Below are 15,295 nucleotides of genomic sequence, written 5' to 3'. Positions count from 1 at the left end.
GTACCAGTGTATGATCTCCGCTTTTCGTCATTCGTCATTTGTCATTATTTTTTTTCTTCGTGATATTCCTGTTCGGTATTGATAGACCAGATATTGGCCTTGTCAGTGATACCGGCAGCGATATTGTCTACCGCCACCATGGCGGTGAGCATGGAGTGGTCGGAGTTATTGTATTTATGCATGCCATTGCGGCCTACGAGGAAGAGGTTACCGAAGGTATCGAGGTAGTGACGTATTTCATCGAACCGGGTGTAGGTACCGAAATAGGCCGGATAGGTTTTCTCCATGCGGAGCACGGTGGCATCGAGCACATCTTCCTTCCGGGCCAGCCCTATTTTGCAGAGTTCGTGTATGGCTGTTTCCCTGATTTCATTATCTGTCAGTCCCCAGAAGTCATCCCCTTTGTTACAGAAATATTCCATGCCTACCCAGGTGGTATCCGGATCTTTTACCATGAAGGGGCTCCAGTTGTTGAACAGCTGTAGCCTGCCTACTTTCACATCTTTTTCCTGTATGTAAATCCAGGTGTCTTTGAGGGTGATAGGCTGATGGGTACGTGTTTTAGCGTCTTCAAAGCTGAGGTTTTTCAGCAGGATGCCGATGGTGATGAAATCGCGGTATTGCAGGCCGGCAGCTATCTCGCGGACATTGGCGGGTACATCGGCTTTGAGTCCTGCCACCAGTTCCTGTACCGGCATGGTGGAGAAGAAATAATCGCCTTCCAGCACGGTGGTTTCGCCGGTGGTTTTATCCAGCGCTTCGATGGCGGTAATGCGGTTGCCTTCTGTGCGGATGCCCACCACATCGTGTTGCATGAGGAGCGTGGCGCCCTGTGCCGTCACCTGGCGGGCCACTTCTTCCCAGAGCTGGCCGGGGCCATGTTTGGGATAGAGGAACTGTTCGATGAGGCTGGTCTCCACATTTTTCTGTTTGATGTCTTTGGGTTTGCTGGCATTCCAGGCCGCCTGGGCAGCGTGTTTGATCGCTTTGCCGATAGAGATGCCTTTGATGCGCTGAGCGCCCCATTCAGCGGAAATTTCATTACAGGGAACGCCCCATACTTTTTCTGTGTAATGTTTAAAAAACAGCAGATAAAGTGTTTTGCCGAAGCGGTTGATCATAAAATCTTCCAGTGAATTTTCCGGTTTTTTAGGGAAGAGCTGTGCATACAGGTACGAGATCATGATCCGGATGGTGGTCATGATGCCCAGTTTGCGCAGCGTATCGATAGACAGCTGTATGGGGTAGGTAAAGAATTTTTTCAGGAAGTAGATGCGGGACAGGCGTTTCCTGACGAGCATCACCAGATCGGGATTTTCGGCGACGAGGGTGTCTGTCTCTCCGTTTTTCTGTGGTACTTTCACTTCCCTTGTTTTTTGCTGATAGCTGATGGTGAATATTTCAGCCGCTTCTTTATCGAGCGGCATGACCGTCATCCACCAGTCCATCACACGGTCGGATTTCGAGAAGAACCGGTGACCGCCTATATCGATACGGTTACCTTTATAGTTGACCGTTTTGGAAATGCCGCCAATATCTGTGCTTTTTTCCAGGATGATGGGCATTATATCTGTGCGTTGGAGAAGTTCATAGGCAGCAGTAAGGCCGGCAGGCCCTGCACCGATGATAATGGCTTTCTTTTGCATGAGATAACATCGATTGATGGTGAATAGTTATTTGGAGGGGCTGGTAAGTAGTGCGTTTCGGTTATACCGGCGTGTTTTGGGGTATCGGAAAAAGCGGGGGCGCACCCCGAACATGCAAGAGAATTGTGGTGAACGCTTGAGCTGGCATAGCAAAATGGTTTATCTCAGGCTGTTCCCCATTTTTATGGACAGCCTGGTTTTGAGGGTTTATTACAGGGTCACGCGGCAGCGCTTATTTGCCACGTATACAATTATAAAAAACAGTACTGAGATAGCGGTTCAGCAACGGTTACGGTTCTTAGAATTTCCATTTGTAGAAGTACACCGGCGTGTCTTCTCCTTCGCTGATGGTGACATAACCGTCGTTGCCGGGTGTGATGGTGATACCTTCGCCTTGTTTTTCTATGGTGTAGGGCAGCAGCTGCGCCGGCCTTGCCATGGCCTGTTCCACCGTTTCGTTGGGATTGCGGTGCCAGTAGTAGATATCTGTCAGTGTTTTGATCACAATATGGCGGCCATCTTTGGAGATATCGCCGGAGGTGACCCAGGTGTAGGGGAGGGTGATCAGTTTCTCCAGTTGGGTTTTATCGCCGTCTTTAAACAGCAGGTTGTTGGTTTTGTACAGGCTGACTTTTGTTTCCCTTTTGCTGACGATATAAATTTTTTTACCAATGGGATCGATGAGTAATGTTTCCGCATCTCTTGGTCCGTTGGGATATTGAAGGGTGAGCACATCGGGGCGGATGTGCAGCGATTTTCCCGGTACGGTAACAGGTTCTTCAAAACGATAGATACGGATATGTTTGCGCACCCCTTTGTTGTCACCGATATCTGCCACGTACACGTAATGTTTGCCTTTCACAGGGCCCATGCCTTCTGCGATATCTTCCATGTCCCGATTAGCGACATCATCCAGTTTGACCGTGCAGGCGAGATGAGCCTGATGGTCCAGCAGGAACACGTCTGCTTTGTTGCCACTGTCGTTGTGCGTCCAGTAGTAGCCGGGCATCGTACTGCTGGAAGCAATGCCAGATGCTTCCGTGATCTTATCGGAAGTCACATGACCCAATACTACGGGTTTGACAGTCGTATTGTCTTTGGTGGCCTGTGCATAGGTGGCGGAGCATACGCCGGTCAACAGCAGGGCGGTCAGCAGAACAGGTAAACGCATAGGGCAATTTACTTAAAAAATATGACGTCTTTTTTCTAATCCTTTTATAATGAAGATTAGAAGAAAGCGGGGGTACCTTCGGCTAATATTTGCTCATGAAATACCTGCTATACTGTGTGACCCTTGTGCTGGCACTGCCGGCCTTTGCCCAGTCGGATTACATCAACCTGGGAAACAAACAATACCAGCTGCTGGACCGGCTGGACGTACTCACTAAAAACGATACGCTGTTAGGCTTCACTACCGTGAAACCGTATGACCGCCGTAAAGTAACAGAGCGGGTGTTGTATCTCGACTCGCTGGATAAAGCCAGTGCCTTGCCGTTTCGTTTAACCACCACTGACCGCTACAACATGCGCCGCGTGCTGATGGACAACTGGGAATGGGCGCCTTCTTTCAGCGATTCGTTCGCTGTGAAGCCGGTGCTGAAAACATTCTATCGTACGCCTGCTTCGTTGTATGCCGTCAATACCAGCAATTTTAAGTTGTCCATAAATCCTTTGCTGAGTCTGCAATACGGTGGCGCCAATGACGGTACCGGCAGTATTTTCGTTAACAGCCGCGGGCTGGTGCTGAGCGGTAACATCGCCGGAAAACTGGGGTTCTATACCGTGCTGACAGATAACCAGGAGCGTGATCCCGCCTATGTCCGTGATTTTGTGACCCGTTATGATGCCGTGCCTGGCGCCGGTTTCTATAAAGCCTATCATCAAAACGGCTACGACTACTTCGATGCCCGGGGTGGTATCTCCCTCAACGCTGCCAAATATTTTGATATCCAGTTTGCCTACGACAAACTGTTTATCGGCAATGGTTTCCGCAGCCTTTTCCTCAGTGATTTCAGTAACAACTTCCTGTACCTGCGTATCAGCACCCGTATCTGGAAATTTGACTATGAGAATATATTCGCGCAGACGATTGCGCCTTTCCCGCTTTACGGCTCGGATGGCCGTCAGATGCGGCCCCGCAACTATATGATGATGCATCATCTGAGTCTACAGGTGACCAAATGGCTGAACCTCGGCTTCTATGAAAACGTGATGGAAGACGGAAAGAATGGTTTGCAGTTGAGTTATCTCAATCCGGTTATCTTCTACCGGTCGGTAGAGCAACAGCTGGGTGCCGCTGGTAAAGCCAACGTAGGCTTCGATTTCAAGGCTAATGTAGCGCGGTCGGTGCAGCTATACGGACAACTGTTGATCAACGAATTTGTGACCAGAGAAGTGTTGCACTACAGCCGCGGTTCTTTTGTCAACAAACAAGGGGTGCAACTGGGCGCCAAATATATCAATGCGTTGGGGGTACGTAACCTCGATCTACAGGCCGAAGCCAATTATATACGGCCATTTACTTACACCAACTATGACAGTACCACTAATCTGGTCCATTACAATCAGCCACTGGCGCATCCGTTGGGCGCTAACCTGAAAGAGTTTATCGGTATCGCCCGCTATCAGCCGTGGCCCCGCCTGTATCTTACCGGTAAACTGATGTATCATATGCAGGGACTGGATTCTGCCGGTGTTAATTTTGGCAGTGATGTATTCCGCAGTTATAACACGCGGCCAAGGGACTATGGATTTCACATCGGCAGCGGTATTCCGGTAAAAAGTACCATGGCAGCCCTGGCTGCATCGTGGGAGATTTTTGAGAATATGTTCATCGATCTGAATGCCACTTATCGTACGTATAACGTGCAGGACCAGCCCAGGTCGAACACCTTCTTTTATACCGTAGGATTCAGGGTGAATATGCAGTCGCGCGAGTTTAATTTCTAGAATCTGAAAAAAAATTTGGCGATTGGGGGAAATGTTATACCTTCGCGTTCCTGAATTGACAATGCCCGATAGTATAACGGTAGTACAAGCGACTCTGACTCGCTTTGTCTTGGTTCGAATCCAGGTCGGGCAACAAACACAAAAACCGCTATCAGAGCGGTTTTTGTGTTTATATCACTTTCTTATTTCTTCACTGCACCCAACACATCTCTCACCAGCACCTGATTTGCCTGATCTGTTACGTCATTGTAATAACCGGCTGTCATTACTATTTCCAGGTCCAGCGAAGGTATCATGGCGATAGTCTGACCGCCGTTGCCTTCCGCCTGAGCCATGTCTACCTGTTGACCGGCTACCTGTGGTTTAGAGCACCAGAACTGGAAGCCGTAGCCGACGTTTTGCTCATCAGAATCAACGATCCATTTGGTGGATTGTGTAATCCAGGAGGCGGGGAGGAGTTGTTGTCCTTTCCATTGTCCCTGCTGCATGTACAGGCGGCCTACGCGCGCCATGTCCAGCGGGCGCATACGCAGCCCTGACGGCATCCAGTATATGCCATCGGCGCGTGCGCTCCAAAGGAACTTTGTAATGCCCAGCGGCTGGAAAAGGTAGCGGTTAGCGAAATCGCGTATACTCATGCCCGTAGTACGTTCAACGATTTGTCCGAGCAGGTGGGTGTTACCGCCGCTGTAGTTGAAAACGGTGCCGGGCCTGGCCGCGCTTTTGCATTGCAATACGAAGCCGGTAGGATCCTGGGCTTCCAGCATCTGCCGTTCCGCATTGGCCGGATCGTCGTAAGACACGCGTTCGTTCCAGTCGAGGCCGGAGCTCATTGTCAGCAGATGCCGGATGGTAATGTCCGCCTTATCGCCGGTAGCGTACTGGCGGTAGGCAGGAAAATAATCGAAGATTTTATCATCCACGCTTTTGATTTTTCCTTGTGCCAGCGCGATGCCCACGCAAGCAGACACGATGCTTTTCGTCACGCTCCGGCAGTCGTGGAGGCTGTCCTGTGTATGCGGCACTTTCCCTACCGGCGTGGGAAACACCGCATCTTCTCCTGCGAAGTATTGTTCGTAGATGAGTTTGTTTTTTCGCAGGATGAGCAGGCTGTGGATGTTGTATTTTCCGTTATTGATGTCGTTTTCCAACGCAAGAATTTTTTGCTTGTCTATGTTGGCTTCTTCGAATGTGCCCGTTTCCTGGTCTGGTGTATCAGGAGTGGGCTGATCATCATTGTTATGACAGGAGCAAAATAATATAGCTAAGAGAATGGGAATGATCTTTCTCATGATAAATAGATTTTTCAATAGTGAGCTGGGAATTCCCTTAAAATATAAGCATGCTGAAATATGACGGGGAACGGAATATTTACCCCTATGGGAGGAGGAAAAATTATTGGAAGTTTTTTAAGAAAGAAAAAATCTTTGTGAGCCAAAGCCGGTTGATCGGTGGTGAGGATAAAAGAACTTTTAGGGAGATGATAACCGAAATATCTTGTGATAAAATACCTTACATTTAATACGATCAAATCCGCAAACCTATGCCCCACCGCTATCACAACATCCAATGGATCATCCAGCAGAACCTGACAAATAGCTCAGACCTTGAACAATTAAAAGCAGCCTGTGATAATATCGGTGTGCGTTATCAGGAAGTAATGGTCATTCCGTTCACGGAAACGTTGCCGGCATTCGACCGCAGTTACCGCAGTATTTTTTATGGATCGGTGACTTTCAGCCAAATGGCGCTGGCGGAGCCTTCGGTGAGCGACGGCCTTTTCATGGACAATGTCGCTTTTTCCATTGAGAATTACTTCGAACATTGGGGCCGGCATATGCTGAATTACGGCGCCATACTGACCACCTTCGAAGCACTGGTGCAGATGGACCTGCCGGCGGATAAGTTGTATTTTATCCGTCCCGATGATGACCATAAATCTTTTGCCGGGGAAGTAAAATCTTTCGGAGATATCGGTACCTGGTATGGGCAACTGAAAGAAACGACGATCTCTCCGGATAGCAGGATTGTGGTGTCTGAGCCATATAATATCCGTTATGAATGGCGGCTTTGGATTGTTCATCAAAAGGTGGTGGCTGCCTCCAAATACAGGGAGTATTTTCAACTGACGAAGGAGCGGGGTTGCCCGGAGGAGGTCGTCCGTTTTGCGGAGGCGCGTTGCCGTGAGTACACGCCGCATGATGTGTTTGTGATGGATATCTGCCGTTGCGGTGATGAATATTTTATTGTGGAATGTGGTTGTATGAATTCAGCAGGTTTTTACGCGGCAGATATTGCTGCGATTGTTACGGCGGTGACAGATTATTTCGCTGGCAAAAAATAAAAAGCAGGCCGTTAGACGGCCTGCCTGCGATATACTATATTACGGGCTCAAGGTCATTTAGCTCAGCGGGTGTAAAAATTTCCGACCTGATATAAAATCGCACACCCAGCGGGATTTCCAGCGAGAAGCTGCTACCTCTTCCGGGCGTGACATCTACAATCAACCGGGTATGTTTCCAGTATTCAAACTGGTCACGATGCATATAAAACCGGCAGCCTTCCACTTCTCCAAGGCATACGTCACTGCTGCCGGTAATAAATTCACCTGCCTTGAAACACATAGGCTGGCTTCCGTCGCAACAGCCGCCGCTTTGATGAAACATCAGCGGACCGTGGCTGTGTTGCAACGTATGAATCAGGGCGACAGCCTTTTCGGTAGCAATAACACGGGCTACACTCATATTCGTTGTTGATTACAGGTGGATGTCATGTCACTATCAAAAGAACCCTAGTTTGTTTTTGCTGTAGGAGATCAGCATATTTTTCGTCTGCCGGTAATGGGACAGCATCATCTTATGATTTTCCCTGCCGAAGCCTGATTTTTTATAGCCACCGAAAGGTGCATGTGCAGGGTAGGCGTGATAGCAGTTGACCCACACACGGCCTGCCTGAATGGCTCTGGGCACCTGGTACAGTTCATGCGCATCGCGGGTCCATACGCCGGCGCCGAGGCCATACAGCGTATCGTTGGCAATGGCGATAGCTTCTTCGGTAGTACGGAAAGTAGTCACGCAGCTAACGGGCCCGAAGATCTCTTCCTGGAAAATACGCATGTTGTTATTGCCTTTGAAAAGTGTAGGCTGAATGTAGTAGCCATGTTCCAGGCCACTGTTCTGATGAAACGCTTCGCCGCCACAGAGCACCTGTGCGCCTTCCTGTTTACCGATTTCGAGGTAGCTGAGGATTTTATTGTACTGGTCTTCGGATGCCTGTGCGCCCATCATGACGGTAGCGTCCAGCGGGTTGCCCATTTTGATGGCTTTGGTGCGACTGATGACTTTGTCCATGAACTTGTCGTAGATATTTTCATGCACGAGGATGCGGCTGGGACAGGTGCATACTTCTCCCTGGTTAAGGGCGAACATCACAGCGCCTTCCACGGCTTTATCAAAGAATTCATCGTCGGCATCGGCGACGGATTCGAAGAAGATATTCGGGCTTTTGCCGCCCAGCTCCATGGTGACCGGTATCAGGTTTTCTGAGGCGTACTGCATGATCAGGCGGCCGGTAGTAGTTTCACCGGTGAAGGCTACTTTCTGCACCCGGGGCGATGATGCCAGCGGTTTCCCTGCTTCAGGACCGAAGCCGGTAACGATATTGAGTACGCCGGGAGGCAGCAGATCGCCGATCAGTTCCATCAGGCACATGATGCTGGTGGGTGTCTGCTCGGCGGGTTTTACCACTACGCAGCAGCCGGCAGCCAGGGCCGGCGCTATTTTCCAGGCGGCCATCAGCAGGGGGAAATTCCAGGGGATGATCTGGCCTACCACGCCGATAGGCTCGTGGATATTGATGCAGACGGTGGTTTCATCATGCTCGCTGACGCTGCCTTCTTCGCTGCGGATAACGCCGGCAAAGTAGCGGAAATGGTCTACTACCAGCGGCAGGTCGGCGGCACGCGTTTCCCGGATGGCTTTACCATTATCGATCGTTTCTATGGTGGCCAGGTATTCCAGGTTGTCTTCAATTACTTGCGCTATCCGTATCATCAGATTGCTGCGGTAAGTAGGGGCTGTCTTGCTCCAGCTGGTAAAAGCCTGATGGGCGGCGTCTATGGCTTTTTCTATGTCTTTGGCGTTGCCACGGGCGGCTTGCGTAAACGCTTTACCATCAATGGGTGATATATTGTCAAAATATTCCCCGCTGTCAGGCTTCACCCACTGACCGTTTATATAATGATCATATCTGGCTTTAAACTCGGGTCGCTGTGCCACGTTGGACGCCGGTGCGGCGGTGGTGGTATTTTTCATAACGGAACGATTTACGTGAAACAATAAGCTAATATGCTAAACCTTCCGGGGGGGACCAGAAACTTTCGTACTTATCTATAGCACAATCGTACCTGTCTTTTACGGTCGACAAAAAATTTCAGTAAATTGTAGGTAGATGGTCATACCGGTGAAAAAGTATTTAAACCATATCGATTTTACTCACCCGAAATTCCTGCAACAGCAGGTAGAGAACCGGCGTATCTATAACCTGAAGAATTGCGAGCTGAATATTTTTGAGAGTTATCAACAGGCGTACCAGGTACCCTTATCCTTCGGGGACTTCGTTATCACCAGTATGGTGCAAGGCAAAAAGATCATGCACCTGTCGGAACAGCCGGCGTTTGAATACGTTCCCGGCGAATCGGTGATTGTACCGGCCCACGAAACGATGACCATCGATTTCCCGGAAGCCACACCAGACAACCCAACGCAGTGTATAGCCCTTACCGTCGACGACGCCTATATCCGTAATACCCTCCAGTATCTGAATGAACACTATAACAGCGATCATGCCGAGAAAAGCGAGTGGCGCCTGCATTTCAGTAAATATCATTTTGATAACGATGCTGATGTGGCTGATACCATCAATAAACTGGTACGCATCTGCCACGGCTCCGATTTGGGCAAAGACATCTATGCAGACCTGAGCATGAAGGAACTGTTGATCCGGATTCTTCAAAGCCAGCATTTGCAAAGGGTTTCAAATGAATATGCTGTCAGTAGCAACAACAGCCGCCTACACTTTGTATTACATTATATACAGGAACATCTGACGGAGAAAATAGCAGTAGACACCCTTTGTAAAAAAGCCTACCTGAGCCGCAACATCTTCTTCAAATGGTTTAAAGAACAGTTTGGTATCACCCCACTTGAATACATTAACAAAGAACGGATCAAACTGGCCAAACAACTGCTGGCCAACAATAGCCACTCGGTGAGCCAGGTAAGCATGCAGTGCGGCTTCAATGATACCAACTATTTCGTGCGCCTCTTCAAAAACACGGAAGGCATCACTCCCGGCGCTTATCAGCTCATCTGCCGGAAATAAAAGATAATCCACTCCCCGCAATTAAAAATACTTTGTACTTTGTAGCCAACTGATACGTAGCATGTCATAACCCTATGCTTTTTTAAAAATGACGCAACACGACCGGACTATCTCCGCTGCCGAGTTGACAGCGGGCTTGCGTAACCACGACAAAGACCTTTTCCAGCAACTGTACCACACTTACAGCAGAGAACTTTATCTGCTGGCTTTCCGCTGGGTGCAGGATGAAGGACTGGCGAAAGACATGGTGCATAACCTGTTTGTACACCTGTGGGAAAAAGGCCATAGCCTTACGATCACGGGAGAGGTACGCCATTACCTGTTCCGTGCTATCACCAACCGCTGCATCAATGAACTGAAACGCCGCTCCCGTACCGTTAGCGAAGAACTGCTGCACTTTGAATCCGATACCGCCTCTTTTTATGAGATAGCAGATTATATCCTGTTCCAGCAGGAACTGCTGAAACACCTGGCCCCACTGCCGCCCCGCTGCCGTGAAATATTTATCCTGAGCAGGGTACACGGCCTCGAACCTGCTGAAATAGCGGAAAAACTGGGTATCACCCTCAATACCGTGTATTATCAACTGTCTGTAGCCCTGAGCACTTTGAGAACGGAACTGCTGCCGAAAAAAAAATTACGCTGACATCAAAGTTTATCATTTCCCAATTGTCATAATAGTATAGCGCCATGAAAAAAGAGGAAGCACCAGGATTTATCATAGCCTGTTTGTCTGAACCAGACAATGCAGCGAAACAGCAACAGTTGCAGGACTGGCTGCTGGAAGATGAAACACATCCTGCTATGCTGGAAGAATACCGTCGGCTGTGGCAGGCTGCTGCCAGGCTCCCGGAAAATGATTTTGACATGGCCAACGGATGGGAAAACCTGCAACAGGCTACGGTGGCCCGCCCATCGCCGCTGAAGACGGCCTACCGCCGCCAATGGTGGAAAGTGGCTGCTGTGCTGTTACCCATCTTCCTGATGACTGCCTGGTGGTGGAACCATCACCGGCAACAGGGAGAGATGATCACCTACATTGCGCAAGGCAGCCTGAAAGACAGCCTGCATCTGCCCGACGGTTCCAGAGTATTCCTGCGGCCAGGCACGGTGCTGCGCTATAGCAAAGGCTTCCAAAGTCGTACGGTAGCACTGCAGAGCGGAGAGGCTTTTTTTGAAGTGGTGAAAAATGAACAGCAACGGTTTACCGTGACCGCGTTTCATGCGGCCGTGGAAGTACTGGGTACCTCTTTCAACGTCAAAACCTCCACCGAATACACAGACGTGGCGGTATGGGATGGCAAGGTGCGCCTCAGCGCCGATAACAGCCGGCAAGGGGTGATACTAACGCCGGCGACTATGGGAAAAGTAGATGCCTATACCGGTCAGGTGGAAAAACTGGCAGGCGCCTTCGAATACCGCTGCGGATGGGCCAACAACGACCTGAGCTTCAGCAATCAGTCGCTCGGCACGGTGCTCAACACACTGTCTTCCATTTATCAGGTGAGGCTGCGAACGGCGGATACGGCCATGCTCCAGGAGAATATCACGGTCAGATTTAAAAATATCACGTTAAACGAAGCGCTGGCGGTCATCAGGGAAATGCTCGACCTGAAAATAGACCAGGTGTCTTCTGCTGAATATATACTGAAAAAAATGAAATAATTACCAGCATCACAGCATCCTGATTCTTCGTTATCGGTTATAACAACCCATGCCGGGCCATCGGCCTGTGGCCTTGTTATGCCTGTAATTTACAGATGTTGCCTTCTCCCGGGGAAGGCGCGGGCGTGCTGTTCCCAGGACCCAGGATGGAAGTCCCGGGCTATGAGTTCTGGACCAAGGCTAATATCAACTAAAATCAATTTATTGCATGAAAACACTCAAGTTTTACTGCACGGTCATACTGATCGTATTTACCTGTGCCTATGCAGCTGCGCAGGAAGCTGCATCCGTACTGTCGAAGCGGGTAGCGCTGGACGTCACGGAAAAACCCGTTCCTGAAATTCTGAGCCTCATAGAAAAACAGCTCTCCATCTCTTTTGCGTATCCCAACGAGATCGTGAACGGACGGGGTAACTTCTCTTTCAAAGAAAAAAGTATCCCGCTGGAAAATGTATTGAAAGTGTTGTTTCCCGCCGGCAGCTTCCAGATCAAAGCGATGGGCAGCCACGTGGTGATCAAACAACTGAATAAACCACCAGGCGCCGTGATACAGCTGAAAGGCCGTGTACTCGATAAACAGACCGGCGAAGCCCTACCCGGCGCCGTGATCACAGACAGGGAAAGCAACAAGTCGGTCGTTTCCGGTGAAGACGGCTCTTTTACCTTGCCCATTTCGCAGGGAAGTACCTACAGCGTAGCTTTCATGGGCTACGAAACTACGTCTCAGACTGCCGGCAGCACCAGGGCTACCGACATACTACTGCCCCGCCGTATCTCCGAAATGAATACGGTGGTGGTGACTGCCTTAGGTATTGGACGGCAGCAGCGCTCTCTCGGCTACGCCTATACGGACTTGAAAGGCAACGAGTTTACCAAAGCAAGGGAGAACAATCCCATTGCCTCCCTCAGCGGCAAAGTTGCTGGCCTGGATGTGAGTATGACTAACAGCGGCGTAGGCGCTTCGGTGAAAGTAACGCTGCGTGGCGTGAAAGTAGTAGGTGGCGACAATCAGCCCCTCTACGTAATTGACGGGGTACCGATTAACAACTCTTCCCCCGGTCAGGCCGATAAATATGGCGGCTATGATCTCGGCGATGGGACCAGCATCATCAACCCCGATGAAATAGAAACGATGTCTGTGCTGAAAGGTGGCGCTGCTACTGCGTTGTACGGCAGCCGCGCTTCCAATGGCGTTATCCTCATCACCACAAAAAAAGGAAATAACAAAGGGCTGGAAGTGGAAGTGACTTCCAATACGGTACTGGAAAAACTGAACAACAGCTACGACTTTCAGGAAGAATATGGTATGGGCCGTACCGGCCAGTTACCCCGCGACGCTGCTACCGCCCGTACTTACTCACAATCCAGCTGGGGCCCTCGTTTCCATGCAGACAGCCTCACCTGGTTATGGAACGGCCAGAAAATGCCTTACGTGAAAGCAGCGAACCCTATCCAGAAGTTTTTCCGTGAAGGACTGACGTTGTCCAACTCCGTGGCGCTGGCCACCGGCAACGATAAAAGCCAGCTGCGCTTTACCTACACCAACCTGCACAACAAAGACATTGTGCCGACCAGTGGACTGGACCGCCACAACTTTGCGTTGCGCGGCACTTCCCGCCTGACGGATAAACTGTCTATCGACGCCAAAGTGGCTTACCTCAGTGAAAAAGTGAATAACCGCCCTGCTTTGTCTGATAATCCCAATAACGTGGGTTATGTACTGAGCGGCATCGCGCCCAATATTTCCATCGACTGGCTGAAAGAATACAAAGACCCTGTCACCGGCAATTATATCGACTGGAACAACGACCAGTATCAAGTAAACCCCTACTGGGCACTCAACGAACAACCTAATAACAGTAAACAGGACAGACTGACCGGCTTTGCGTTGCTCAAATATCAGCTCACCCCTTATCTCACGATTCAGGGCCGCACCGGTACCGATTACTCTAAATTCAGCTTTCGGGAGTTCATCGAATTATCATCCCCTTTTAACACCACCGGTGGCATCAATATGAAAGACCGCACGCTCCGGGAGACCAACTCCGAGCTGCTGCTCACCTTCAGCAAGCAGGTGAAAAACTTTCAGATAGGCGCCAACCTCGGTACTAACCGCATGGATTATGAAGAAACTGTACTCAACACTACCGGCCGGGATATCAGTACCAGAGGCGTAAAGAGCATCAATAATTTCCAGACAAAGCTCAGCAATGAGTTGATCAACCGTAAACGAATCAATTCGGTATATGGTGCGGTGAGCCTGTCTTACAAGAACTACCTGTATCTTGACATCACCGGGCGTAACGACTGGTCGTCCACGCTGGCGGCGGGCAACAACGCTTTCTTTTATCCCTCTGTTTCCACCAGCTTCGTTTTCTCCGAGCTGATGCCGCAGAACGAACTGCTAAACTTCGGAAAGATACGGCTTTCCATAGCACAGACGGGAGCAGATGCTGTTGACCCTTATCAGCTGAAACTAACTTATGCCAGCAATCCGGATATTCCTACCATCGGTGGGTATTCCATCGGCGGCGTAGGGGTAGACAGGGTGCCGTATGAAGCGCTGAAACCCAGTATCAGCAAGTCTTACGAGGCTGGCCTTAACCTGGTGATGTTAAAGAACAGGGTAAACCTGGACGTGACTTTCTATCAGTCCAATACCCGCAATCAGGTGCTCTATGCGCCTATTTCTTCCACCAGCGGTTATACAACCGCGGTGATCAATTCCGGCAACGTGCAGAACAAAGGCGTGGAGATAGCGCTGGGCCTGAAGCCGGTCACCACCAAACATTTCAGCTGGGACCTGAACCTTACCTGGGCATGCAATGTCAACAAAATTCTGGAGCTAAGCCCGCTGGTGTCCGGCTTTTATACGCTGGCATCTGCCCGCTGGGCCAATGCTTCCATTGTGGCACAGGAAGGAGAGGAATATGGCATCATCGTGGGCCGCAAGTTCCTGCGGGATGATCAGGGCAATATGATACTGGATGAAAAGCTGCTGCCCCGCTACGATGCCGCAGACACCCGCATTGGCGGCGGTCAGTACAAATGGATCGGTGGTCTCAATAACCGTTTCGCTTATAAGAACTTCACCTTGTCTATATTACTGGACGTGAAACACGGCGGTAATATCTACTCCATGACCAACCTGCGCGCCTACGCTACCGGACGCCACAAAGGCACGCTGGACGGCCGTGAAGGCTGGGCCCAGTCTGAAAAAGAAAGAGTGGCGGCCGGAGTGGAACCGGGCAACTGGAAACCTACAGGCGGCGTGCCGGTATCGGGTGTACAGGAAGATGGTGTGGATGGAAACGGGAACAAAAAATACAAACCCGTGTCTGGTTTTGTTAGTCCGCAGGTATACTGGAACACCATCACCGACAATATACCGGAAGCTTTCATCTACGATGCCTCTTTCGTGAAGGTGCGCCAGATCACGCTGGATTATCGTCTCCCGCAAAGCGTATTGCGTAAAACCATGATACGCGATGTGACCCTCTCGCTGGTAGCACGTAATCCGTTTATTGTGAGCAAACATGTACCGAACATCGATCCGCAGTCGAGCTATAACAACAGCAACGGGCAAGGGTTTGAATACGGCTCACTGCCTACCCGCCGCTCTTATGGTATCAACCTGTATGCAAAATTCTAAA

11 protein-coding genes and 1 tRNA gene are annotated in these 15,295 nt (G+C 50.0%); 7 read left to right on the top strand and 5 right to left on the bottom strand.

The window, feature by feature from the left end; all coding sequences use genetic code 11:
• Positions 1–44: 44 nt before the first annotated feature.
• Complete coding sequence (locus ICL55_RS18240; RefSeq protein WP_188099866.1) at positions 45–1,646, bottom strand: NAD(P)/FAD-dependent oxidoreductase; 1,602 nt, start codon at positions 1,644–1,646, stop codon at positions 45–47.
• A gap of 298 nt (positions 1,647–1,944) precedes the next feature.
• Positions 1,945–2,817, bottom strand: coding sequence for a hypothetical protein (locus ICL55_RS18235; protein ID WP_188099863.1), 873 nt, complete (start codon positions 2,815–2,817; stop codon positions 1,945–1,947).
• 95 nt (positions 2,818–2,912) lie between these two features.
• Here ICL55_RS18235 and ICL55_RS18230 point away from each other — a divergent pair, with 95 nt between their 5' ends.
• Together ICL55_RS18230 and ICL55_RS18225 are read left to right on the top strand one after the other, a co-directional pair.
• Positions 2,913–4,595, top strand: a complete 1,683-nt coding sequence (locus tag ICL55_RS18230; protein WP_188099861.1) for a hypothetical protein — start codon at positions 2,913–2,915, stop codon at positions 4,593–4,595.
• A 62-nt stretch (positions 4,596–4,657) separates the two neighbouring features.
• A tRNA-Gln gene (locus tag ICL55_RS18225) sits at positions 4,658–4,728 on the top strand.
• Positions 4,729–4,777: 49 nt separating this feature from the next.
• Here ICL55_RS18225 and ICL55_RS18220 read toward each other — a convergent pair.
• Positions 4,778–5,887 carry a serine hydrolase domain-containing protein gene (locus tag ICL55_RS18220; RefSeq protein WP_188099859.1) on the bottom strand — a complete coding sequence of 370 codons (1,110 nt, stop codon included), beginning with the start codon at positions 5,885–5,887 and terminating at the stop codon, positions 4,778–4,780.
• A 251-nt stretch (positions 5,888–6,138) separates the two neighbouring features.
• On the opposite strand from ICL55_RS18220, the gene ICL55_RS18215 reads away from it, so the two are divergent.
• A complete protein-coding gene (locus ICL55_RS18215) occupies positions 6,139–6,939 on the top strand; it encodes an ATP-grasp domain-containing protein (RefSeq protein WP_188099857.1) in 801 nt (266 codons plus the stop codon).
• A 34-nt stretch (positions 6,940–6,973) separates the two neighbouring features.
• Here the strand turns inward: ICL55_RS18215 and ICL55_RS18210 are convergent, their stop codons facing one another.
• Both ICL55_RS18210 and ICL55_RS18205 read right to left on the bottom strand, forming a co-directional pair.
• Positions 6,974–7,339 (bottom strand): DUF779 domain-containing protein, encoded by a 366-nt coding sequence (locus ICL55_RS18210; protein ID WP_188099854.1) that lies wholly within the window; start codon positions 7,337–7,339, stop codon positions 6,974–6,976.
• A gap of 36 nt (positions 7,340–7,375) precedes the next feature.
• Complete coding sequence (locus ICL55_RS18205; protein WP_188099852.1) at positions 7,376–8,908, bottom strand: aldehyde dehydrogenase family protein; 1,533 nt, start codon at positions 8,906–8,908, stop codon at positions 7,376–7,378.
• Positions 8,909–9,056: 148 nt separating this feature from the next.
• On the opposite strand from ICL55_RS18205, the gene ICL55_RS18200 reads away from it, so the two are divergent.
• From ICL55_RS18200 to ICL55_RS18185, 4 genes are all read left to right on the top strand, one after another.
• A complete protein-coding gene (locus ICL55_RS18200) occupies positions 9,057–9,977 on the top strand; it encodes an AraC family transcriptional regulator (protein ID WP_343067817.1) in 921 nt (306 codons plus the stop codon).
• 88 nt (positions 9,978–10,065) lie between these two features.
• Positions 10,066–10,623 carry an RNA polymerase sigma-70 factor gene (locus tag ICL55_RS18195; RefSeq protein ID WP_188099849.1) on the top strand — a complete coding sequence of 186 codons (558 nt, stop codon included), beginning with the start codon at positions 10,066–10,068 and terminating at the stop codon, positions 10,621–10,623.
• A gap of 44 nt (positions 10,624–10,667) precedes the next feature.
• Complete coding sequence (locus ICL55_RS18190; RefSeq protein WP_188099847.1) at positions 10,668–11,642, top strand: FecR domain-containing protein; 975 nt, start codon at positions 10,668–10,670, stop codon at positions 11,640–11,642.
• A 208-nt stretch (positions 11,643–11,850) separates the two neighbouring features.
• Positions 11,851–15,294 (top strand): SusC/RagA family TonB-linked outer membrane protein, encoded by a 3,444-nt coding sequence (locus ICL55_RS18185; RefSeq protein WP_188099844.1) that lies wholly within the window; start codon positions 11,851–11,853, stop codon positions 15,292–15,294.
• Position 15,295 lies beyond the last annotated feature (1 nt).

Source organism: Chitinophaga varians (assembly GCF_014529945.1).
GTDB classification, from domain to species: Bacteria; Bacteroidota; Bacteroidia; order Chitinophagales; family Chitinophagaceae; genus Chitinophaga; species Chitinophaga varians.
This window is presented reverse-complemented; position numbering and strand designations above follow the sequence as displayed.